Origin of the sequence: Arthrobacter sp. FW306-04-A (assembly GCF_044358315.1) — a bacterium.
GTDB lineage: Bacteria > Actinomycetota > Actinomycetes > Actinomycetales > Micrococcaceae > Arthrobacter.
In genome coordinates, this window is the sequence record NZ_CP084559.1 from 1260627 (window position 1) to 1282679 (window position 22053).

16 protein-coding genes are annotated in these 22053 nt (G+C 63.0%); 11 read left to right on the top strand and 5 right to left on the bottom strand.

The annotated features are described in order from the left end of the window. Positions 1 to 347: 347 nt before the first annotated feature. The 3 genes from LFT43_RS05790 (at position 348) to LFT43_RS05800 (ending at position 3580) form a co-directional block, all read left to right on the top strand. Positions 348 to 1730 carry a nucleotide sugar dehydrogenase gene (locus LFT43_RS05790; RefSeq protein ID WP_395801575.1) on the top strand — a complete coding sequence of 461 codons (1383 nt, stop codon included), beginning with the start codon at positions 348 to 350 and terminating at the stop codon, positions 1728 to 1730. A 31-nt stretch (positions 1731 to 1761) separates the two neighbouring features. Then, positions 1762 to 2766 (top strand): dTDP-glucose 4,6-dehydratase, encoded by a 1005-nt coding sequence (locus LFT43_RS05795; RefSeq protein ID WP_395801576.1) that lies wholly within the window; start codon positions 1762 to 1764, stop codon positions 2764 to 2766. A 193-nt stretch (positions 2767 to 2959) separates the two neighbouring features. Then, complete coding sequence (locus LFT43_RS05800; RefSeq protein WP_395801577.1) at positions 2960 to 3580, top strand: hypothetical protein; 621 nt, start codon at positions 2960 to 2962, stop codon at positions 3578 to 3580. A 220-nt stretch (positions 3581 to 3800) separates the two neighbouring features. Here the strand turns inward: LFT43_RS05800 and LFT43_RS05805 are convergent, their stop codons facing one another. After that, complete coding sequence (locus tag LFT43_RS05805) at positions 3801 to 4964, bottom strand: chitinase (protein WP_395801578.1); 1164 nt, start codon at positions 4962 to 4964, stop codon at positions 3801 to 3803. A gap of 528 nt (positions 4965 to 5492) precedes the next feature. On the opposite strand from LFT43_RS05805, the gene LFT43_RS05810 reads away from it, so the two are divergent. Both LFT43_RS05810 and LFT43_RS05815 read left to right on the top strand, forming a co-directional pair. Further along, positions 5493 to 6902 carry a polysaccharide deacetylase family protein gene (locus LFT43_RS05810; RefSeq protein ID WP_395801579.1) on the top strand — a complete coding sequence of 470 codons (1410 nt, stop codon included), beginning with the start codon at positions 5493 to 5495 and terminating at the stop codon, positions 6900 to 6902. Then, positions 6899 to 8275, top strand: coding sequence for a glycosyltransferase family 2 protein (locus tag LFT43_RS05815; protein WP_395801580.1), 1377 nt, complete (start codon positions 6899 to 6901; stop codon positions 8273 to 8275). The genes LFT43_RS05810 and LFT43_RS05815 overlap by 4 nt, the downstream gene beginning before the upstream one ends. 158 nt (positions 8276 to 8433) lie before the next feature. Here the strand turns inward: LFT43_RS05815 and LFT43_RS05820 are convergent, their stop codons facing one another. Continuing rightward, positions 8434 to 9519, bottom strand: a complete 1086-nt coding sequence (locus LFT43_RS05820) for a hypothetical protein (RefSeq protein WP_395801581.1) — start codon at positions 9517 to 9519, stop codon at positions 8434 to 8436. Between the two features lie 428 nt (positions 9520 to 9947). Between LFT43_RS05820 and LFT43_RS05825 the strand changes: the two genes are divergently transcribed. From LFT43_RS05825 to LFT43_RS05840, 4 genes are all read left to right on the top strand, one after another. After that, positions 9948 to 12629: a LuxR C-terminal-related transcriptional regulator gene (locus LFT43_RS05825; protein WP_395801582.1), complete on the top strand. Its 2682-nt coding sequence runs from the start codon at positions 9948 to 9950 to the stop codon at positions 12627 to 12629. Positions 12630 to 12751: 122 nt separating this feature from the next. Continuing rightward, positions 12752 to 14086: an aminotransferase class V-fold PLP-dependent enzyme gene (locus LFT43_RS05830; protein WP_395801583.1), complete on the top strand. Its 1335-nt coding sequence runs from the start codon at positions 12752 to 12754 to the stop codon at positions 14084 to 14086. Continuing rightward, positions 14083 to 14580, top strand: coding sequence for a Fe-S cluster assembly sulfur transfer protein SufU (sufU, locus tag LFT43_RS05835; protein WP_395801584.1), 498 nt, complete (start codon positions 14083 to 14085; stop codon positions 14578 to 14580). The genes LFT43_RS05830 and sufU overlap by 4 nt, the downstream gene beginning before the upstream one ends. Positions 14581 to 14649: 69 nt before the next feature. Continuing rightward, positions 14650 to 14787, top strand: coding sequence for a hypothetical protein (locus LFT43_RS05840; RefSeq protein WP_395801585.1), 138 nt, complete (start codon positions 14650 to 14652; stop codon positions 14785 to 14787). Positions 14788 to 15154: 367 nt separating this feature from the next. Here LFT43_RS05840 and nhaA read toward each other — a convergent pair whose 3' ends face one another. The 3 genes from nhaA to LFT43_RS05855 form a co-directional block, all read right to left on the bottom strand. Continuing rightward, positions 15155 to 16501, bottom strand: coding sequence for a Na+/H+ antiporter NhaA (gene nhaA, locus LFT43_RS05845; protein WP_395801586.1), 1347 nt, complete (start codon positions 16499 to 16501; stop codon positions 15155 to 15157). Positions 16502 to 16622: 121 nt separating this feature from the next. Next, complete coding sequence (locus LFT43_RS05850; RefSeq protein WP_395801587.1) at positions 16623 to 16844, bottom strand: SCO4848 family membrane protein; 222 nt, start codon at positions 16842 to 16844, stop codon at positions 16623 to 16625. Position 16845: 1 nt separating this feature from the next. Further along, entirely contained in the window at positions 16846 to 17343 is a 498-nt protein-coding gene (locus LFT43_RS05855; RefSeq protein ID WP_395801588.1) for a DUF2505 domain-containing protein, read from the bottom strand. A 159-nt stretch (positions 17344 to 17502) separates the two neighbouring features. Between LFT43_RS05855 and mfd the strand changes: the two genes are divergently transcribed. Both mfd and LFT43_RS05865 read left to right on the top strand, forming a co-directional pair. After that, positions 17503 to 21237 carry a transcription-repair coupling factor gene (gene mfd / locus LFT43_RS05860; protein ID WP_395801589.1) on the top strand — a complete coding sequence of 1245 codons (3735 nt, stop codon included), beginning with the start codon at positions 17503 to 17505 and terminating at the stop codon, positions 21235 to 21237. Between the two features lie 4 nt (positions 21238 to 21241). Continuing rightward, positions 21242 to 22048, top strand: a complete 807-nt coding sequence (locus LFT43_RS05865) for a metal-dependent hydrolase (protein ID WP_395801590.1) — start codon at positions 21242 to 21244, stop codon at positions 22046 to 22048. Positions 22049 to 22053: the final 5 nt, after the last annotated feature.

Consider the following 22053-nt stretch of genomic DNA (forward strand, 5'->3'; position numbering starts at 1 on the left):
GTAGTCAACAGATTCGGGCGGCGCAGCGCATCCAAAGACGGGTAGAGCCCACTCGCGCCCGCCCTAGGGGTTCGTTAATACGCTCGTTCTTGATGGCAATCGCCACTCAATTGGGGACAAGTGGGTCTCGAGATGAAACGCAGGAAGAATTCTTTGCTACAGGAAGACCACCCGGTAATCCGGCGAGAAATCAGCTCCGATGCGACCGGTATCCCGCATTCAGCGGGTACCCCCACAAGCGAGCCGGCGGCGGGCGGTCATCTGCCCTCTGAGACCAGGGCACATCCCGTTTCGTCGCCGGCTTTTTTTCACACTGGAGACATCAGGCACCGGGAGGTCGACTGACGATGGCACCGAACACGAAGGTAAAGACCCTCAAGGCAGGGCTTAGCGGGAACTCCCAGTCCGTGCACGCGCCGGCACCGGCATGGCCGGAGGGAGGCCTAACAGCCACAACCACGCAGGACCAGGCATTCACTTTCGACGTGGCGATCGTGGGCATGGGCTACGTAGGCCTGCCCACGGCCTTGGCCATCAACGCCTCCGGCCGCCGCGTCCTGGGGCTGGATGTGTCCGATGCCCGGCTGGCCGTGATCCGCGAGCAGCGGGCAGATCTTCTGGATTCCGACAAGGAGCGGCTCAGCAACGCACTCTTGGACCCGACCTTCATGTTGAGCAGCGATTTGTCATTGCTTGCCCACGCGGCGGCCGTGGTTGTTTGCGTTCCGACCCCGGTTGACGAGTATTTGGTCCCTGACCTCGGTATTCTCCGGGCGGCCTGTGCCTCCGTAGTCGACTTTGCCACCACCGGCCAGCTGCTGATGCTGACCTCCACAACGTATGTGGGATCCACGCGTGACCTGCTGGCTTTGCCGCTGGCTGCCAAGGGGCTCATCCCCGGCAGGGACGTGTTCGTTGCATTCTCGCCGGAACGCATCAATCCCGGGGTGGACTCGTTCTCACACGAAGACGTTCCCCGGGTAGTTGGCGGCGTGACCCCGGCCTGCGGTGAAGCTGCCGAGCGGCTTCTGAGCGCGAGCACCAAGTTGGTCCACGTAGTCCCGTCGGCGGACGTCGCCGAAATGACAAAGCTGGTGGAAAACACCTTCCGGGCCGTCAATATCGCCTTGGCGAACGAGTTCGCCGATATCTGCCATGAACTCAACATGGAGGTCATGGACGTCATCGATGCGGCCTCCACCAAGCCCTACGGATTCATGCCGTTCACACCTGGGCCCGGCGTCGGCGGTCATTGCATCCCCTGCGACCCCCACTACTTGCTGTGGCAATTGCGCAAAGCCCGCTTGACGGCACCGGTGATCGAACAAGCTATGGCAGGAATTGCGGGCAGGCCGCACCAGGTGGTGGAAAAGGCCCGGCGCATCCTGTCGGACCGAAACCACGGTGTTGCCGGCGCGCGCGTGATGGTCCTCGGGGTTGCCTACAAGCCCGATGTCGAAGATCTTCGGGAATCCCCGGCGTTGGAGATCATCGCAGCCTTGATCGCCGACGGAGCGGAAGTCGCGTACTCCGATCCCTGGTGCCAGACGGCGCCCGACGGCCATGGCGGGACACTCCAATCCGAGCAATCGCCTGCTGACTGGGGGGCGGACCTGGTGATCCTGCACACAAGGCACAGCCAGATGGACCTTGACTGGCTGGCCGGAGCATCCGCAGTCCTGGACACCACCTACCGCTTGCCCAAAGCCGACAACGTAACGCGGCTCTAGATCCACCAGGTTTTAGACGGAAGCAGGAGAAATGAAAACAGCAATCACCGGCGGTGCCGGATTCATCGGTAGCCACCTCGTCGAGCATCTGCTGGCGGCCGGCGACGAAGTCGCGGTCTTGGACAACTTGTCGACGGGACGCCTCGAGAATCTCAAGGGCGTGATCGGGCACAGGAACTTCCACTTCGTGGAGGGCACCATTCTCGATCGGGACGCCGTGGACAGAGTTGTGGCGGGTGCCGACAGGGTCTTCCACCTTGCGGCCGCCGTCGGAGTGAATCTGATTGTGGACCACCCTCTGGAGAGCCTCCGCACGAATATCCACGGCACCGAAGTTGTCCTGGATTCTGTCCTGGAGTCGGGTGCCTCGCTGCTGCTGGCATCCACGAGCGAGATCTACGGCAAGAACACCTCGGACAGTCTTTCGGAGGAGGCGGACCGCATCCTTGGATCTGCGCTCAAGTCCAGGTGGACTTATGCTGCGGCCAAGGGCATTGACGAGGCATTTGCGCATGCATACTGGCGCCAATTCGGCTTGCCCGTTGCTATTGTGCGGCTCTTCAACACGGTAGGACCTCGCCAGACAGGCCGCTATGGAATGGTTGTTCCGCGACTCGTCCGGCAGGCGCTCGTCGGTGAGCCTCTAACGGTGTACGGAGACGGCCAGCAGACAAGGTGCTTCTCCTACGTCGGTGACATAGTTCCGGCCATCACCCGTATTTCCGAGGAACCGCTGGCCTACGGGAATGCGTTCAACCTCGGTGGGAGCTACGAGATTTCCATTCTCACGCTGGCCCAACGGATCGTTGAACTCCTCGGGAGCGAAAGTCCCATCATACTGGTTCCGTATGAGCAGGCTTACTCCGAGGGGTACGAGGACATGCGCCGGCGCGTTCCGGACAACAGCAGGTCCCGCGAGCTTGTCGGCTTCGACCCGAAGACCACCCTCGATGAAATCATCCTCAACGTCGCCGCCGACTACAGGCCGGCCAAAGTCCTGGATCCTTCGGGTTGGAAGGTCACCTTGGCCTCTTGAACGAACGACCTGCCGAACCCATTCCCAGGAGCACGATGTGAATCCCTCAGGATCCAGACCCGGGCGCCCTGGTCTCGCTGGAGCGGCTGTACTTGCGGTCTTGGCCCTGCTGACTGCAGCGTGCACTGGGCCGGCACCAGGGCCGAGTCCCTCCTTCACAGCCGCCGGGCGATACCCTTGGCACACAGGAATCGTGGCAACAACCTTTTGGGTAGGGGAGATCTTCGACCCCAAGGCGGCTGATGGCAGCCAGGTGATGTCCACGTACGACTCCCAGTGGATGCAGAGCTATGGAGGCTGTGACGGTGTCGTCAAGAACGGCTGCACCACCGAGGCGAGAACGCCGGCCAAGGGATTTGCGCCGACCAGCATGACTCCGAAGGAGAACCCGTTTTACCTGGATCTTCCCTATGATGACGTCAACGATGCCGCAGCTTTTGCCGAACGAGCCACTGTGATTCCCTGGGCCAACGATCCTGGCTTTGCGGGCAACGAGAAGAACCGTTCCTTCAGTTACATGAAGAACCAGTGGGTCAGGATCCGCAAGGGCGGCCATGAATGCTATGGGCAGATCGAAGACGCCGGTCCCGGCCAATACCACGACAAGAACTACGTCTTTGGCTCCAATGACGCCCGGCCTGTCAACACGAAGTTCAACGGGGCAGGCATGGACGTCTCGCCGGCGCTCAACGGGTGCCTCGGCTTTTCCGATCTCAACGGTGAATCGGACAAAGTCGATTGGCAGTTCGTGCCGCGGGACCAGGTTCCTTCGGGGCCGTGGTTGGACATCGTCACGGCCAGCCAAGTGAAGTAAGCCAGCGGCCGGGTCCGCGCAGGTCCGAAACAATGCGGTACTGGCAGTCCTTGTAACAATCCCTGAAAACTGGAGGTATCCATGGAGTGGCTTAAGAGGCTATTTCGGCGCGGTAACGGCCGGCACCTTGCCCGCCCGGCCGAAGCCAAAAACAGGACCGGAACAGAACATCCTGGCCTCGTCTGAACCTTTGTTGGGCGGCAGGTGTTGAGCGGCAGGCTCAATGCAGTTTGCCTTGGAAACCTGCACCCAACACATCAGAGAAGCGTTGGCTTCCTTGGTTGATCCCGCTGCATATGTGGCTGGCCGGTCCTTCCGAGGTGTCCTGCGGGCAGGACGTGTCCCGGTTCAGGGACCACATGGACACCCGTGTCACTCCCTTGCTGAGGGCAAAGGAGTTCAAGTCGCGCGCCGCATCCAGGTCAAACACTTCGCCCGGGAGATCGTTCCGGCCGATCATCGGGGTCAACCCCATCTTCCTCCAGATCTGCTCGCTGTCGAGGGTCATTCCTGCACGCTGATAGATGATGCTGAGTTGCTCGTGGGTCGCCTGGGCTGCCGACGTTCCGGCATCAAGCATGCTCTGCGATGCACTTCGGCTTGAGCCGTAGTTCATCGTCATGATGTTGACGCCAGCCAGGTGAACGCCGGCGGCGAGCATTTGATCGACGGCGGAGGTTCCGGCGTCGGTCAGTCCTTGCGGCGTGACTGGAAGTGTCAGCCAGACAGCGAGGGAGTGTCCTTCTTTGCTTCGCTCCTTCTGCAATGCGGCGACAACTGCCGCTCGGCGCTGCCAGGCGGCGCTGTCGGTGAGATTGGTGCCTTCGATATCAAAGTCGATGGTCGCGGGGTTGTAGCGCTCCAGGACTGCCCGGTAGGCCTTTTCCAGCTCCGCGACGTTCTGGCAGGAGTTCGCGAGCTCACTGTTCACCGAACCGCCGAAGGACACGGCGATCGCGCCGCCGTTTGACCGTAGCTTGGCGATGCGTTCCTCGAGTCTGAGTGAAGCTTTCGCGGCGTCGAGGCTGTAGGTGCTACCCCAGCTAGGCGTGCAGGCCTGTCCGGCATTTGCTACCACAAACGCCAGCGTGACATTCTTGGTGGCCTCACCCAGGGGTGCGTCGAAGGGGTACTGAGGGACTACTGTGACGTCAACGTAACCGGAAAACCATGGCGGCTGGAACGCACCGTTTGCGTCCGTGGCTACGCGCCACGCCAAAAAGCCCCCGACCCCGGCCACCACCAGGCCTGCGGCGATCCAGACCCACGCAAGCCTTGACAGTCGGCGGCGACGTCCACGGGGCCGGCCGGACAAGTCACGGACGTTCCGTGTGTTGCCCGCCTCGGCCGCAACCGAAGTGCCGCTTCCCCGTTTCTTGGACACTCTCTTCCGCCGTCCTTGATACCCGCTCAGAAACTCCGACTGCTTTGATGCACCATTTGACCACGAACAGATCGGATCCGCCCGTGCTTCCGCATTGGTCTTTGATCCGGCGGATTCGGTACGTGGCGCACGAGTAGTGGCGTTGTTCAGAAGCCAAAGGCTGAGTGTAAAGACGGGTAGAGCCTACTCGTGTCCGTCGTCTCGCGACTCCATAGGCTGATGGTGTCAGTTGGTTGACGGCAACGGGGGAAAGACAGGTCTCAAAATGGAAAAGGACGCTCTGGTCCGAGCGGCATCGGAACCCAACGGGTTGATCCGAGAAGGCGATTGGCTCGGGTTCGAGTCAGCCCTCGAGGTTTCCACCTTCCTTTCCAAAGATCCATCGCCAATTGACGGCGCTGCCTCTTGGCAGCGCGCCCTCGTAGAGAGGGCCCCTGAGCGGGGGCCGGTGGTGAATAAGCCTTTGAGACCGAGGCTTCCCCCAGTCGCCACCGGCCCCTTCAGGAACTTACTCACTGAGGCTCGGCGATGAGCTCCGGGCGGAAGGACTTCGCGTCCGGCCCGGTCCGCACGTCCAGGAAACGTGTAGGCTTCTGGGCCGCCTCCTGGGTCTCGGTGTTGCTCCTGTTGACGGGTGCAACGTCGCTGCTCAACGGAAACCAGACTCCGGCTGGCTCCCCCCAGCCGGACGCCACGGCTTCTGCCGCGCCGCTGTCTTCAGTCAGCCTGACATTTGATTCAGGCCGGGCAAGCCAGATGGAGGCGGCCCGGATCCTCAAGGACCACGGACTTCGCGGCACTTTCTTCATCGATTCAGGATTTGTGGGCGCACCCGATTACATGACGGTCGAGAATCTCCACACTCTGGCTACTAATCAAAATGAAATCGGAGGCCATACAGTCACTCTTGCCGATGTGACTGCGGTGGAACCCGATGAAGCTTCACGGCAGATCTGCAAAGATCGGGCGAACCTCACGGATTGGGGCTTTAAGGTCACGTCCTTCGCCTATCCGTTTGCGGCTTCAACGGCGAAGTCGGAGGAATTGGTTGCCGGGTGCGGATACAACAGTGCCCGGGGTCTCGGTGAGATACACAGCCCCTTTGACTGCGCCGCCTGTGCCCAGGCAGAAACGGTCCGCCCCACCAACCTGTTCCGGACGAGGGCAACGTCGGAGGTCGGCAGCGGCTGGACGTTGGCCTCCCTCGAGGCAACCGTGGTGCAGGCCGAACAGGCGGGAGGATGGTTGCAGCTGACCTTCTACGACATCGACACCAGCGGTAGTCCCCGCTCCGTCAGTCCCGCGTTGTTCGAACAGTTCGCCACCTGGCTGGCAGCGAGGACCCAGCAGGGGACCATGGCTGTGCGCACGGTGCATGACGTGATCGGCGGCGTAGCGAAACCAGCGGTGAACGGTCCGGTGGCGGCACCGGCAGCACCGGGCAAGAACGCGCTGCGCAACCCCGGGCTGGAGATCGCCGGAAAGTACGGTTTGCCGCAATGCTGGCAGGTTTCGTCCTACGGCAAGAATGCTGTGGTGCTGACCACCTTGAACCCGGGACGCAGCGGTGAGGTGGCCCGTCGTCTGGACGTGACCGAATACTCGTCCGGTGACGCCAAATTGCTTCCCGTCCTCGATCTTGGGGCATGCGCCCCGAGTGTCATGGCCGGCCACAAATATTCGCTCCGTGCGTGGTATCAGTCCAGTGCGAAGACCCAGTTTGAACTGTATTACCGCAACAAGCTGGGCACGTGGACCTTCTGGACGGCCAGCCCATGGTTTGCGGCAAACACCCGCTACGAACAGGCAATCTGGGAAACGCCGCCCGTTCCGCCCGGAGCAGAAGCCATCAGCTTCGGTATGAACCTTTTCAGCGATGGCCAGCTTGCTACCGACGATTACGAAATGTACGACACAGTTGGAGCTCCGTCGCCGTGATAGTTCTTTCAACCGTTTTGGTCCTCGGGATCAGCACGATTTTCTGGTCCGTTGCCGGGCTCTTGCGCCTGGCAGGTGAGCAGTCGTGGCGGACCCAGGTGTGGTCCAACCGGATCCGTGGTTGGATTTCCTGGCTACGGGGCGGGGTGCCAACCCAGCAACGTCAACGAGCCCGTCATCGTTCAAGCGGAGTCCGAATCTACCCTGCGAATGTCGCAGTCCTTGTAGCCGCCCACAACGAGGCACTCGTCATCAACGAGACTATCCTTGCCGCGTCCGCTTTGGTCCCTCGGCGCAACATCCACATCGTCTCGGACATGTCCACAGACGATACCGCAGCTATTGCCCGGGCCGCAGGAGTAAAAGTCCTTGAACTTGAACCGAACCGGGGTAAGGCAGGCGCGCTCGCGGCGGGAATCGCCCATTTCGATCTGTGCAGGCGGTTCAAAGTGGTCATGCTCCTGGACGCGGACACCCGCCCGGCCCCGGACTATCTCGAAACGGGGCTGCCGCTGTTTTCCGATCCCACCGTCGTCGCAGTCGCGGGACGCGCCAAGTCAATCATGAGTCCGCCATCTCCGACGGCGATGGGCCGCTTCTTGGTGGCTTACCGGGAGCGCTTGTACATCGTGGTCCAACTGCTGCTCAAATACGGCCAAGCAGCACGGGGCGCCAACGTCGTTTCGATCGTTCCGGGATTTGCCAGCATGTACAGAACCAGCGCGCTCACCAGAATAGAGGTCCTGGCGCCGGGACTGGTGATTGAAGACTTCAACATGACCTTTGAAATCCATGCGAAGAAGCTGGGGCGGATTGCATTCCATCCGTCCGCCGCTGTCGCGTACACACAGGATCCGGACAATCTGAAGGACTACGTCAAGCAGGTGAGGCGGTGGATCCTGGGCTTTTGGCAGACGGTCAGGCGGCACGGACTGCAATTCGGCAGGTTCTGGTTGGTCCTGGGGCTGTACATCGTTGAACTCGTTGCCAGTTGCATCTTCTTCGTGCTGCTCGTGCCCGCCTTCCTGCTATCGTCAATCGCCGCCGTCGAGGTCTGGATCTTTGGCGATCGATCGGAGGTTTTCGTCTTCCTATCCGGTGTCCTGCGGCCTCAGGACGTTCTCATCGGAGTCTTCCTGCCGGACTTCGTCCTGACAATCCTTGCCGCCGTCTCGATGCGCAGCCCCCGCTTCTTGCTGTTGGCTCCGCTGTTTCCCTTGATGCGGATCCTGGACGCAATCATTTGCCTCCAGGTATTGCCAAGGGCGTACTCGTCACGTTCCTCGGGAGTTTGGGTGAGCCCGGTTCGAAGGATCCAACGCCCGTCCCAGGAAATGGGCGCGGCCGGATCGCCGGTGGCACGGGTCGGCTAGGGCTACGGACAGCCAAGGTGACAAGTCCCGTACACACGGACGCCCATGCCACGCAGCCATGAAGGCTGGGACATGGGCGTCCGCCCGGTTCCAGGGATCGCCTCTCTTTCGCGGACCAAAAGGCCCGCTGACCAAAAGGCCGTGGAAGCGGTTGTTTCTTAGTTGGTGACTCCCGCGGTGGTTACAACGGTGAGCCACGGTCCGGCCGGCACGCTCGCGCGGTCCACGAAGCGCCACGATACGTGGTCATTGTCGCCGTTCAACTCAGCGAAGCCCAGGCAGCCGTTCAGGGCAGGGGACACATCCATGCCTGCACCCTGGCTCGGGTCGCCGGAGAAGTCCTTGTTGGCGGGACGGGCGTTGTTTGCTCCGAACACGTAGGCGGAGTCGTGGTAGAGGGAACCGCTCGAGGGGCCCGCATCCTCAACTTGTCCGTAGCAGACGCCGCCGTTGGGGCCGGTGATCTGAACCCATGCGTTCTTCATGTAGCTGTAGCTCGAGTCCGCGCAGTGGTTGACGCCCGTTGCGGCGTTGTCTGCTGCGGCCCACGGAATTACCTTGCAACGCTCAGCGAAAGCGACGCTGTCATTGACGTCGTCGTAAGGCAGGTCCAAGTAGAACGGGTTCTGCAGAGGCTTGGGCTGATGCAGCGGGAAGTATCCATTACTGGCCACGCGCTTCTCCGTGGCGCACTGGAAACTCGTGCCGGTGCCGGAACTGACTCCATCGCAACCGCCGTAGGGGCTGCCCGGGCAGCCGCTCGCGCTTGCAGGGGTGGTCCCGAGGTTAACGCCGGTGTGCTGGAGTGCCCACTGGCCATTAAAAGTGGAGCAAACTTGTGAGCCGTCCGAGAGGCTGGCATTGAAGATTTCGCCGACCCAGAAGCTGGTGCTCACGATATTGGTGTGCAAGGGGTAGTTCCCGCCAGTGGCAGCCAGGGGAGCAGGCGCGGCAACGGGTGCACTAGCGGCTGTTGCTGCGGGAGCCGGCGCGGCCGCGGCGGCCGGGGCGGGAGCGCTCGCCGGCGTCGCGGCCGGAACATTGCTAGGCGTCGGCGTCGGGGTCGGCGTCGAAATGCGCTGGGGGGCGGAGGAGGCGGAAGGCGAGGGGCTTGTACGCGTGCTCGAATCCCGGTCGTCAGCCTGGTAGGAGGATTTGTGTGACGACTGGACGGCGGAGATGGTGGCTAGCCCGCCGAAGGCCAGTAGCGCCACGGCTATGAGTGCTGTGAACAGGTGTTTCATATTTTGGGTGACATATCTGTTGGGGACATAGACATACGAGACCGAGGCAATCGGTAGGGCGATCTGCAGGCAAAAATGCCGCAGAGTCGTACACGGCCAAATGGTGTGTCGCGACAGAGTTGTTGTGAAAAAGGCTGCGCTTCGACTCCCCAGAAGTAGCCAGCCAGAACTTACTCTTGCGGCACCAGCTTACACAGTCAGATCACAGGACGGTAACAGGGGCTATACATCCGGTCAGGAGTCGAAGCCGGAACTGCCCTTCGCAAGCCTGCGTGGAGCGCCTGGATGTTGTGCAAGTGGCCCTGGAAAACCAAGTAGTTACCACTCAATCCAGGACAGAAACCCGCGGGTAACGTTTGGAAATGACACCGGTCCGTGCCGCGGCCGTCAGGAACACGTGTCCGGCGGCCCGAAGATGGGACAGGACCATGGAGGATACTGAAGGGACCCACACCTCGCCCCCGATCATTCGGGCAGCAGAGCTTCAAGATATTGTCATTGCCTTGTCAGGGCCGGAACCAGCAGGGATCGTCATCTCAGGCCCGAGCGGCTCGGGAATGACTACTCTCTTGGACGCCGCGGCTTCAGTGCTTCGCGGGTCGTTCAGCGTGATCGCCCACAACGTGTCCGAGTCATTCGCGGATATCCCGTTTGGAATCGCCATGGCCCTTGTTCCGGACCTGCCGGCCCGCTCCAAGGTGTGGCCCGGTTCCATCGTGGCGGCTTGCCGCAAAGCAGTGCGCAGCGCTTCGATAGCCGGATCCTCGGCCCTGCTGGTGCTGGACAACATCGATTTCCTGGACGACATGTCCCTTTGGCTCTTGAGCCAGCTCCTTGGTGAACCGGACATCCGCATGATCGCGACCCACCGCTCAGACCGGCCACTGAGAATGGAACTGATGGAATCCGTCGTTTCGCGGCAGCTTTCGGTGGTGACCCTGGACGACCTCACGCAGGACCAGCTTCGCGAATTCCTCGATGACCGTCTCGGTGGGCACTCCGCGCGGAGCCTGGTCCGGGATATCCATGCCGCCACCGGAGGAAACCTGCAGGCCGCGAAGTTGCTGTTGGACGAAGCCGCAGCGCGTGGCGAGATCGTGGAGCAGGCTGATTCCTGGATGCTGTCCGGACCGATCCGCCTGGACGGTTCGCAGGCGCTCGAGCTGACCCGGCACCGGCTTGAGGGATATTCAGTGCCGCAGCGTCAGGTTGTGGACCTCCTGGCGGTGGGGGAACCGATACCGATGGCCGTCCTCGAACAGCTTGTCCAAAAACGGGCCATAGAAGCACTAAGGAGCGACGGAACGGTCCGTGTCCAGAAAGACAACCAGGAGACGGCTTCCCTCAGCCACGCCAACGAGGGGAGGCTGGCCCGGCAGCAGCTGGGGCCAGCCCGGATCTTGGAACTTCGGCGAAGCATCTACAAGATCTCCGTCCCGGTCGCGGATGACTCGCTCTGGACGCTGTTCCGCCGAGTGGAGCTCGAACAGGAAAGCGGATTGCCGGTAGCCGACGCCGACCTTCTGACCGTGGCGATTGCGGCGAACGACATTCACGATAACCGGCGGGCCCGGCGGTCTGCGGATGCGGTGCGGGCGCCGGAACTCGGACTGGTCGCAAAGGTGGAGCTGGCAAGGGCCCTGTATCACACGAGGGATTTCCCCGGGGCTGTCACGGTCCTGAAAGGCTTGGTCGCAAACACCCCTGACGTCCTTACCGCGGATTTCGCCCACGCCGTGTGGCTGCTGTTGCATGCCCTCTTGCCGACTTCGCCGGGGGCAAATGTGCTGCAGTCCGTCCTACGGGATGCCCGACGGCGGCTGGAGACTGCCGCCGTCGGGGTCCAGCCGGGCGAGCCGGCCTTTCTTGGCCAAGCGGCCGTCCGGGACGAACTGGACGTTCTCCAGTTGTATCTGGATGCGCAGAACGGAAGCTGGCCTTCAGCCGGTAGCGAGCTGTTCCAAAGGCTTTGCCGCGGTCAATTGATCGACCCTGGACTGCGTTCGGAGAACCTCCCGCCACCGCCTACCCAGGCCGCGGTGCTTTTGATGGCGCTTGTCTCCCAAGGGCTCGCCGTCAGCGGGCGGTTCTCGGACGCCGTCGCTCTCTCGACGTCGGCCCTCGAAGCTTTGGGGAGGCTGCCACGGTGCCCTGTGGAATTCCTCTCCACCGTCTTGACCATCCACGGATCGAATTTGATCTGGCGCGGGCAATGGGGCGGCTCCGAAATGTTCTGCGTCGGCAGTTCCAGCTACAGCAACCGTATGAATGATTTCGGCGGGGCGGCCCACCTCTACAGGGCGCTAGTGCTTGCCAGGCAGGGGAGCCTGGAACTGGCTTGTGAACAGTTCCGCCAGGCCAAGGCCCGGCTGGACGAAGCTGATCCTGACGGGCTTCTGCCACCGGCCCTCGGTGGACTTGCCGCAGCTGCGTGGTTGCTGGGCGATGTCAACCAGGTGCGTCGCGCCCTGGCGGCCTACGATTCGCGCCGCAGTTCCGGAAATTACCTTGCATCGCAGCTCGCCGAAAGCTATTCATCGGCAGCACGGTCAGTGCTGATTGGTGCAGAACACTCACACAGGAAGCTCCTTCAACTTGCAGGTTCGGCTGCAAAGAAGGGACACCGGGCACTAGAAATGCTGAACCTGGGCTTGGCCGCGCGTACCGGCAGCCGTGGATACCGGCAAATGGGCCCAGGGGTGTCCGAGGTTGTGTGGAGTGTCGAGTCCGGAGTGCAGCCAGGACAGGACGGAGGACAGGAAATGGGACATGGACCAGGGCTGGGAACAGAACAAGAAGCGAGCACGGGTGCGCCGCAACAAGACCGGGCTTTTGACCAAGAGGAGGTGTTTGCACACGATGAACCCGGGCTGGAAGGTCCGGAGTCCAAGTCCTCTATTCTTCCCGGGATTGTCAAGCTCTCCCAACGCGAACGCGAGGTGACTGCCTTGGTCGCTTCCGGGCTGAGCAGCGCGGAGGTGGCCGCTCGTTTGGGTATAGCGGTGAATACTGTCAATGCGCACCTTCAGCGGGTTTACGGGAAGCTCGGAGTCTCACGCCGGCAGAAGCTCTCGGAGCTGTGGGACGAGTTGGCGAAGCCGGAGGAGTAGTCTGGGCAGCTCCGCGGATGAGGCAGCGAAGCCAAATGGTGGGACAATTACTAGGTGACGCCGCCACTCCTGGCGGTCAGCCGCTGGCGATTGCCACGTATTCCTAACAAGGAGCACCGGTTTTGACGATGGTTTCCACCCCCGCGTGGGGAGACGCCCAGGTTTCCGCACTCGATGACGATGAAGTCCGTCGCATCCGCAATGATTTCCCTGTTCTTGAGCAGGAAATCAATGGCAAACCGCTGGTCTACCTGGATTCGGGTGCCACCTCGCAGAACCCTCGAAGTGTGTTGGAGGCGGAGCAGGAATTCTATGAGCAGCGAAACTCCGCTGTCCATCGGGGTGCCCACCACCTCGCCGTCGAGGCAACGGACTCTTTCGAAGACGCACGCGCCACGGTGGCACGTTTTGTGGGCGTGCAGGATGATGAGCTGATCTGGACGGCTAACGCCACCGCCGGGCTGAACCTACTGGCCTATTCGTTTTCGAACGCCAGCATGGGCAGGCCAGGTGCGGAAGCCGGGCGCTTTGCCCTCAAGCCGGGCGACGAAGTGCTTGTCACCGAAATGGAACACCACGCCAACCTGATCCCATGGCAGGAACTGTGCCGGCGGACCGGCGCCACCCTCAAGTACATTCCCATTGACGATGCCGGTGCGCTGCGGCTTGAGGAAGCATCGCGCCTGGTCACCGCGCACACCAGGATCCTGGCCTTCACCCACACTTCCAACGTGCTCGGCAACATCAACCCGGTGGACGTATTGGTCCGGATGGCCCGGGAAGTGGGTGCCCTGGTGGTCTTGGACGCCTGCCAGTCCGCGCCGCACCTCCCCTTGGATTTCAAGGCCTTGGACGTTGACTTCGCCGTATTTTCCGGCCACAAAATGCTGGGACCTACGGGAATCGGCGCGGTCTACGGCCGCAGCGAACTGCTCAACGCAATGCCACCGTTCCTGACCGGTGGTTCCATGATCACCACGGTGACGATGGAACAAGCCCAGTACTTGCCCGCTCCCCAGCGTTTCGAGGCCGGAACGCAGCCCATTTCGCAGGCTGTGGCCCTGGCCGCGGCAGTGAACTACCTCAGGGAAACAGGGATGCAGCGGGTGGCCCTTCGTGAGGCCGAGCTTGGCCAAAGGCTTGTCACGGGCCTCAGCGCCATCGACGGCGTGCGCGTGCTGGGACCCGGGCCGGGAGAAGAACGGACCGGACTTGCCGCGTTCGACGTCGCAGGAGTGCACGCTCACGATGTCGGGCAGTACCTCGATAATCTGGGCATCGCAGTCCGGGTCGGCCACCATTGTGCGCAGCCCCTGCACCGCAGGCTGGGCCTGACTGCCTCCACCAGGGCCAGTACCTACCTTTACACCACATCCGAGGAAGTAGACCTGCTGGTTGGGGCGGTTGCCGGGATTCGGCCGTACTTCGGGGTAGCGGCGCCTGGAGTCACGTCATGAGTGGTCTGGACTCGTTGTACCAACAGCTGATCCTGGAGCACTCCAAGACCCGCAGCGGCGGTGACCTGGCTGAACTGCCGGCCGCCCCGACGGGTACGGCCGGCACGGGGCAGAGTCACCAGCTCAATCCCATCTGCGGGGACGAAATCACCCTGCGGCTCAGTGTCGGGGCCGCCGGAGACGGACAGAGCGTCACTGAAATCCACTGGAATGGCGATGGCTGTGCCATTTCGATGGCGTCCGCCTCCATACTCAGTGAAATGGCACCAGGGATGTCCCCGGCGTCCCTTCGACGGACCATTGATCATTTTCGCGAATTGATGCGCTCGCGCGGCAAACTGGAAGCGGATGAGGAACTCCTACAGGATGCTGCAGCGCTGGCCGGGGTCGCCAAGTATCCGGCCCGGGTAAAGTGCGCCATGCTCGCGTGGGTGGCTGCGGAAGACGCGTTACGCCAGGCTGAGGCCGGCCAAGAGGTGTCCCGGGTTCTCTAGCGAGGCCTGGCCTAGGTCGAGTAGCGTCCACTCTATTTTGGACTCGTGGCCCGGACTTAGCCTCGAACCATGATCACCTTGGAGAGCAGGCGCGAATGGCGCCGGAGCCAGCATCGGGTCCGCAGGGCGGAATTTGTGGTTGTGGGATTGTTGCTCGCCCTCGTCGCAGTGACGATTCTTGCCGCCTTTATGGGCGTGATGCAATAAAAGGCGGCAGGCCATAACGCAGTCAAGCTGCGGCGATGGCGGCTGGGCATGGCCGCACAACATTGGAAATGTTGGAGACAAAGAAAAGCTCGGACCGCGAAAACCGGCCCGAGCTTTTTTGTACCGTTGGCCTAGTCATCGCATCATTTGGGTACCGCTGCGATGAGCACCGAAATCGACATGAGACCGAGAATCGCCCAAACAAAGATCAATGACCAGTTCTTCTCTTGGGCTTTCCTGTGGGCCCCATGCCACACTCGTTCCATACTATTCGCGTCCATATCAGCAAGGTATTCCTGCCGATACCGCTCAAATAGCGTGCCAACCACCCTACTTGGAAGCCTCATTACTCCATTTGAAATATCGGCTACTCGTTTGCGGACCGGGCGCCTTGGGCGCGGGTAAAGACGTCTGGCACGCCGTCGCCGTCGTCGTCCGTCTGTTCCTCCCTCGCCACGCGGCGATAGTGCCGGTTACGGGCTTTGAGCACGACGGCGGCAAGCACCGCCGCGGCGAGGGAACCAGCCAGTATGGCCACTTTCGCGTGGCCATCGTGCGGGGAACCGGCGCCGAAGCCGAGCTCGGCGATCAGGAGGGAAACGGTGAAACCGACACCCGCCAGCGTGGCCAGCCCTGCGACGTCGATCCACGCGAGGCCGTCGTCCAGGCGCGCGCGGGTGGTCTTGGTGATGAGGAATGTGGTGCCGAAGACGCCCGCCGTCTTGCCCACCACAAGGGCCAGCACGATGCCCACCGCCACCGGATCGCGCAAGGCAGCGCCCAGTCCTTCGCCGCCGCCCAGTGCCACGCCGGCAGAAAAGAAGGCGAACACGGGCACGGCAAAGCCCGCCGACAAGGGACGCAGCCGGTGTTCGAAGGTTTCTGCGGGTCCGGCCGCAGGCTCGCCCTCCTTTCCTGAGGCCCCCACGGGTACGGCGAAGGCGAGCAGGACCCCGGCCACGGTGGCGTGGATGCCCGAAGCATGGACGAGGCCCCAGGTGGCCGCGGCAAGGGGTAGCAGCAGGTACCAGCTGCGGACGCGCTTCTGGACTGGCTTGTTCACGAGGAAGGCAAAGAGGGCAAGCGGCGCGGCGGCGGCCAGCAGCATGAGCGGCTCAAGTCCGCCCGAATAGAAGAACGCGATGATGCCGATGGCGATCAAGTCATCCACCACGGCCAGCGTCAGCAGGAAGGTGCGCAACGCCGCTGGCAGGTGCGTATTGATGACGGCAAGGACGGCCAAGGCGAAGGCGATGTCCGTGGCCGTGGGGATGGCCCAGCCCTTGAGCGTTTCCGCGCCGCCCGAACCGAGATTGAGGACCACGTAAATGAGCGCGGGAAGGGCCACCCCGCCCACTGCCGCCGCTACCGGGACGATCGCTTTTGCAGGCCTTCGCAATTCCCCCGCCACGAATTCGCGCTTCAGCTCCAGTCCGGCGATGAAGAAGAACACGGCAAGGAGCCCGTCAGACGCCCAGTGGCCCAGGCTCAGTTCCAAATGCCATGGGGCGTAGCCGATCTTGACGTCGCGCAGCGCGAAGTAGCCATCGGCAAGGGGTGAGTTGGCCCAGGCGAGGGCGGCCACGGTGGCGGCGAGCAGGAGACCGCCACCAACGGTTTCGGTGCGAAGGATGGCCAGGATCCGTTGGTACTCGGGGAAGCTGGAGCGGCTGAAAACCCTGGGAGGGGCAGCAGGGTGCGGGCGATTCGCCATGGTGGCTCCTGTGGAGGTTGGGAAGCTCGGGGTCGACAAAACTATTGCCGACCAGACTTCCCGGCGCACCTGAATTCCATTTTAGCCGAAGGGGTCGCCGCCCCGCTGCTCGGAAGGGGCGTTAGGCGAGCAGGCCCGCTACTCCAATGACCGCCGTCGCGAGTCCAAGCACCATGGAGATGCTGACCAGGACGACATGGACCGTGAGGAACTTGGTGGCTTTCCCCCTGGCGTCGCGGGCGCGGACGTCCGTCATGACACGGCGCAGGAACTGCGGCCACACGATGAGGGACCAAGCCCCCGCGACGATCAGCACAACCGACAGCCCGGCTGCCAGCTTCACGCTAGTGGCTTTCGAGCCAGGCCTGGGCCTGCTGGGACTGGATGTTCAAGGCCTTGCCAACCATCGGTTCAGCCGCTTCGGCGATCTTGCCGCCGAGGAACGGAACCGACGACGTGACGGCACCTTCGAGCTCGACCCGGGTGTTGCCGACGTCGGCCACCAGGCGCTGGACTGCGGTGACATCAAGCGGGGCGCCGGAGATCTTCAGCGAGATGTTGCTGGTCCGTGAGCCATCGGCAGCCGGGGCTTCCCACTTCTCGGTCTGGGTGACGGTGAGCTTCTCGCCCACGAACTTGCGGGCGATCTCCGGGAGGCGCGTGGTGGGCAGTGTGCGGACCGTGATGGTGGTGAAGGCGCCGGAGGTGTCGCCGTCGACCTGGAATGATTCCAAAGTGCCGCCGACATACTCGCTCGTGTGGCGCAGGAAGTCTTCGTCGATGAAAGTAGCGGCTACGCGGTCGACGCCGTAGGGCAGGGTGGTGGATGCGTTCAGGGCCATGGGGGTCCTCCGTGAATATCTCGGTTGAAAGCTCTTGCGGCTCCCAAACATCCTACGGTGTGGGCGGGGTAGGCTAGGAACGCCCCGGGATTCGAGAGAATTTCGGGTTTTCGTGTTGCCTTACCCCATCCGACTTCCCTCTTCCGAGGAGTGCCATCCATGAGCCCCAAAGGCCAGCCGTCAGCGGTTAACTCCGGAATCAGCCACCTGGGCGCTGTCGCATCCCTTGACGGATTGCGGCGTGCCCTGGGCGAGGACCGGACGTTCGCACGGGTCAGGCCCGAGGCGGCACGCGCCTTCAGCGAGCGCAGCAGTGACTACCAGATCAGCGCCCCCACTGGCTTGAGGGCGGCGCTGCTGGCGGAAATGGCCGATGGCCTCGCCTCCCAGGACATTGAAGACAGCGCGGTGGTTTTGGCCGTGACGGCCACGGGCCGCGAAGCCGAGGATCTGACCGCGGCACTGGCGGCCTATCTTCCGGCGGATTCGGTGGTGGCCTTCCCCAGCTGGGAGACCCTGCCGCACGAAAGGCTCTCGCCCCGCTCAGACACGGTGGGCCGCAGGCTCTCAGTCCTGCGCCGCTTGGCCCACCCGGAAACCTCGACGGCGGGTCCCCTGCGGGTGGTCGTGGCGCCGGTTCGCGCCGTGGTCCAGCCGGTCGTTGCGGGCCTGGGAGAACTGGTCCCGGTGACGTTGAAGGTAGGGCAGGAAATGCCCTTCAGCGACGTGGTACGGCGCCTTGCCGACGCTGCCTACTCGCGCGTGGACATGGTTACCCACCGGGGTGAATTCGCCGTCAGGGGCGGTATTTTGGACGTTTTCCCGCCCACCGAGGACCACCCGATCAGGGTGGAATTCTTCGGTGACGAGGTTGACCAAATGCGCTGGTTCGCGGTGGCCGATCAACGTTCGCTCTCCGGTCCGGCCGTGCACCACCCCACCGAACTGCACGCCCCGCCCTGCCGGGAAATCCTCATCACGCCGTCGGTCATGTCCCGGGCCGCCAGGCTCAAGGCTGACATGCCGGCAGCCGCGGACATGCTGGAAAAAATCGCAGGCGGCATCGCCGTTGAGGGCATGGAGTCACTGGCCCCCGTCCTCGTGGACGCCATGGTGCCTTTCGTGGACCAGTTGCCTGCCGGGTCGATCGGCGTGGTCATCGAACCGGAGAAGGTCCGTACCCGCGCGCACGACCTCGCGGCCACCAACGAGGAGTTCCTTGAGGCGGCATGGTCCACAGCGTCCGACGGCGGGACCGCGCCGCTGGATTTGGACACGGTATTGGGCTCCCAGGCCGCCTCAGCTTTGCACGCGGCCAGCTTCCAATCGTTGACGGACACCCGGAGCGCAGCCCTGGCCCACGGTGTCTCCTGGTGGTCCATCACGTCGTTGGCGACGGACGAAGAGCTGGTTCTCGATATCGACGTCCTGAACCTGCACGCCCGCGAACCGCGCGGCTACCAAGGCGACGTCGCGGAGATGCTCGAATTCATCGGTTCCCACGTGCGGGACCAGTGGCGCATTGTGGTGGCCACGGACGGACCGGGCCCGGCCCAGCGTCTCGCCGAGTTGTTCCATGATGCAGACATCCCGTGTTCCCGCGTCGAATCCCTGGCCCACGAACCCCAGGCCGGGATCATTGAGGTGACCACTGCCGCCGTCGGACGCGGTTTTGTCCTGGACGGACTCAAGCTGGGGCTGCTCACGGAAGCGGACCTCCTGGGCCGCACGTCAGCCGGGTCCACGAAGGACATGCGGCGGATGCCCTCGAAGCGGCGCAACGCCGTCGATCCCCTTCAGTTGCACGCCGGCGATTTCGTGGTCCACGAACAGCACGGAATCGGGAAGTTCGTGGAGCTGATCCAGCGCAAGGTGGCGGGCTTCTCTGCCGGACCCTCCGGGGGAGACGCCGGTCTTCGCGAGTACCTGGTGCTTGAGTACGCGGCGTCCAAGCGCGGCGCCCCCGGCGACCGGCTTTTCGTCCCGACGGACCAATTGGACCAGGTGACCCGCTACGTTGGCGGAGACACGCCGTCGTTGAGCAAGATGGGCGGGGCGGACTGGGCGAGCACCAAGTCCAAGGCTCGCAAAGCCGTCAAGGAAATCGCGGGCGAGCTCATCCGCCTGTACTCGGCACGCATGGCGTCCCGCGGACACGCCTTCGCGCCGGACACGCCGTGGCAGCGGGAGCTTGAGGAAGCTTTCCCATACGTGGAGACGCCGGACCAGCTGACCACCATCAACGAGGTCAAGGCCGATATGGAACGGGAGATCCCGATGGACCGCCTGGTCTCGGGCGATGTCGGGTACGGAAAGACCGAGATCGCCGTCCGCGCCGCGTTCAAGGCCGTGCAGGACGGCAAGCAGGTGGCAGTCCTGGTTCCCACCACGCTGCTCGCCCAGCAACACTATGAAACGTTCACCGAGCGCTTCTCCGGATTCCCCCTGCGCGTCAAGCCGCTGTCCCGGTTCCAAGGTGCGAAGGAAGCCAAGGAAACCATAGAGGGGGTCAAGAACGGCTCCGTGGATGTGGTCATCGGCACGCACCGCCTGCTGTCCAAGGACTTCGAGTTCAAGGACCTTGGCTTGGTGATCGTCGATGAGGAGCAGCGCTTCGGGGTGGAGCACAAGGAAGCCCTCAAGAAGATGCGCACCAACGTAGACGTCCTCGCCATGAGTGCGACGCCGATCCCGCGGACGCTCGAGATGTCGTTGACAGGTATCCGCGAAACGTCCACGCTGGCAACACCGCCGGAGGAGCGGCATCCGGTGCTGACGTACGTGGGGCCGTTCACCAACAAGCAGACCTCGGCGGCGATCCGGCGGGAACTCATGCGCGAAGGCCAGGTGTTCTTCGTCCACAACCGCGTGTCCTCGATTGAGCGCATCGCTGCCCAGATCCGGGAACTCGTCCCCGAAGCCCGGGTGGAAGTGGCGCACGGGCAAATGTCCGAGAGCCGCCTGGAAAAGATCATCGTGGACTTCTGGGAGAAGCGCTTCGACGTCCTGGTCTGCACTACCATCATCGAAACCGGCCTGGATATTTCCAACGCCAACACCCTGATTGTGGACGGCGCAGACAAGTACGGCCTCTCCCAGCTCCACCAGTTGCGTGGCCGCGTGGGCCGTGGCCGCGAACGCGCCTACGCCTATTTCCTGTACCCCTCGGAAAAGCCCTTGGGCGAGGTGGCCCTCGAACGGCTCAAAGCCGTTGCGGCCCACAACGAACTCGGCGCAGGCATGCAGTTGGCCTTGAAGGACCTCGAAATCCGCGGCGCCGGCAACCTACTGGGCGGGGAACAGTCCGGGCACATCCAAGGCGTTGGCTTCGACCTCTACATCCGCCTTGTCGGTGAAGCCGTGGCCGAATACCGTGGGGAGGCCGAAGAGAAGGCCGCCGACATGAAGATCGAGTTGCCCGTCAACGCCCACTTGCCACATGACTACGTGCCGGGCGAACGCCTGCGTCTCGAGGCCTACCGGAAACTGGCCGCAGCCATCACGAACGAGGCCATCGACGAAGTCCTGGCGGAACTCGTGGACCGTTACGGTGAGCCGCCGCTGCCCGCGAAGAACTTGATCGCGGTCGCCCGCTTCCGGGTGGGGGCCCGGGAGGCCGGTCTGTCCGACGTCGCGCTCCAGGGCAACTTCATCCGCTTCTCGCCCGCCCAGCTGCCCGAGTCCAAAGTCATGCGCCTGAACCGCATGTACCCGGGTTCGCAGACCAAGCTGGCGCTCGACGCCGTGCTGGTCCCGAAGCCCAAGACGGCAAGGATCGGTGGCCGCGACTTGCAGGACGCCGAGATCCTCGAGTGGGCCAACACCGTGATCGAAGCTATCTTCGCGGCTTCGCCCGCTTCGCCCGCTTCGCCCGCTTCGCAGACCGCAGGCTAAAGCGATGATGGGAGGACATCACGCCGCGTCCGGGGCCGCGGCGTGGATAGCTATTGCGTCAACCGGCCCATACGCCTTGGGCTGGTACCCCTTGGACGCCACCGGAATCCTCATTGGAGCGATGACGACGGCGGGGACTGCCTTGGTGTGCGATTGGGACCACCGTGCGAGCACCATAGCCCACTCGCTGCCGCCGTTGTCGAACGTGATCGCCGTCGGGATTGAGAAGGCCAGCGGAGGGCACCGGCAGGGAACCCATTCACTTTTGGGCGCCTCGGCCTTCGTGGTGCTCGCGGCCATGGCTGCCCAGTTCCAGCTGGACACACCCGTGGGCCGGTTATCCGTGGGCGCCGGGCTGTTGTGCATGTTCATGATCAACCTGGCAGCGAAGGCCCTCAAGCTCTTCCCGAATTCCGGCTGGATCGTCAATTGGGTTTTCGCCCTAGCCATGGCCGGACTGGTCACGTGGTTCGCTCCGCATCAGTGGAGCTGGCTGCCATTGTCCATGCTGACCGGCGTCGTGGTCCACATTGTGGGTGACATGATCACCACCGGGGGAGTGCCGCTGCTGTGGCCGATCGTGATCAAGCCGCCGAAGTTCTGGCGCAAGCTGCCCCTGGTCAGCGGGATCTGGCGGGCCAATGGCGCATTCTCCATCCCGCTTCTTGGCAAAGCCGGTTCGCGGCGGGAATGGCTGGTCCTGATTCCGGTGAGCGGCTACGCCATGCTCGGCCTTGGCTTGGCGGCCTGGACACTCGTCCGGAACCAGTGGCCAACCGTCCAGGCCCTCTTGCTGGGCCTGGGCGGTTGACTGTT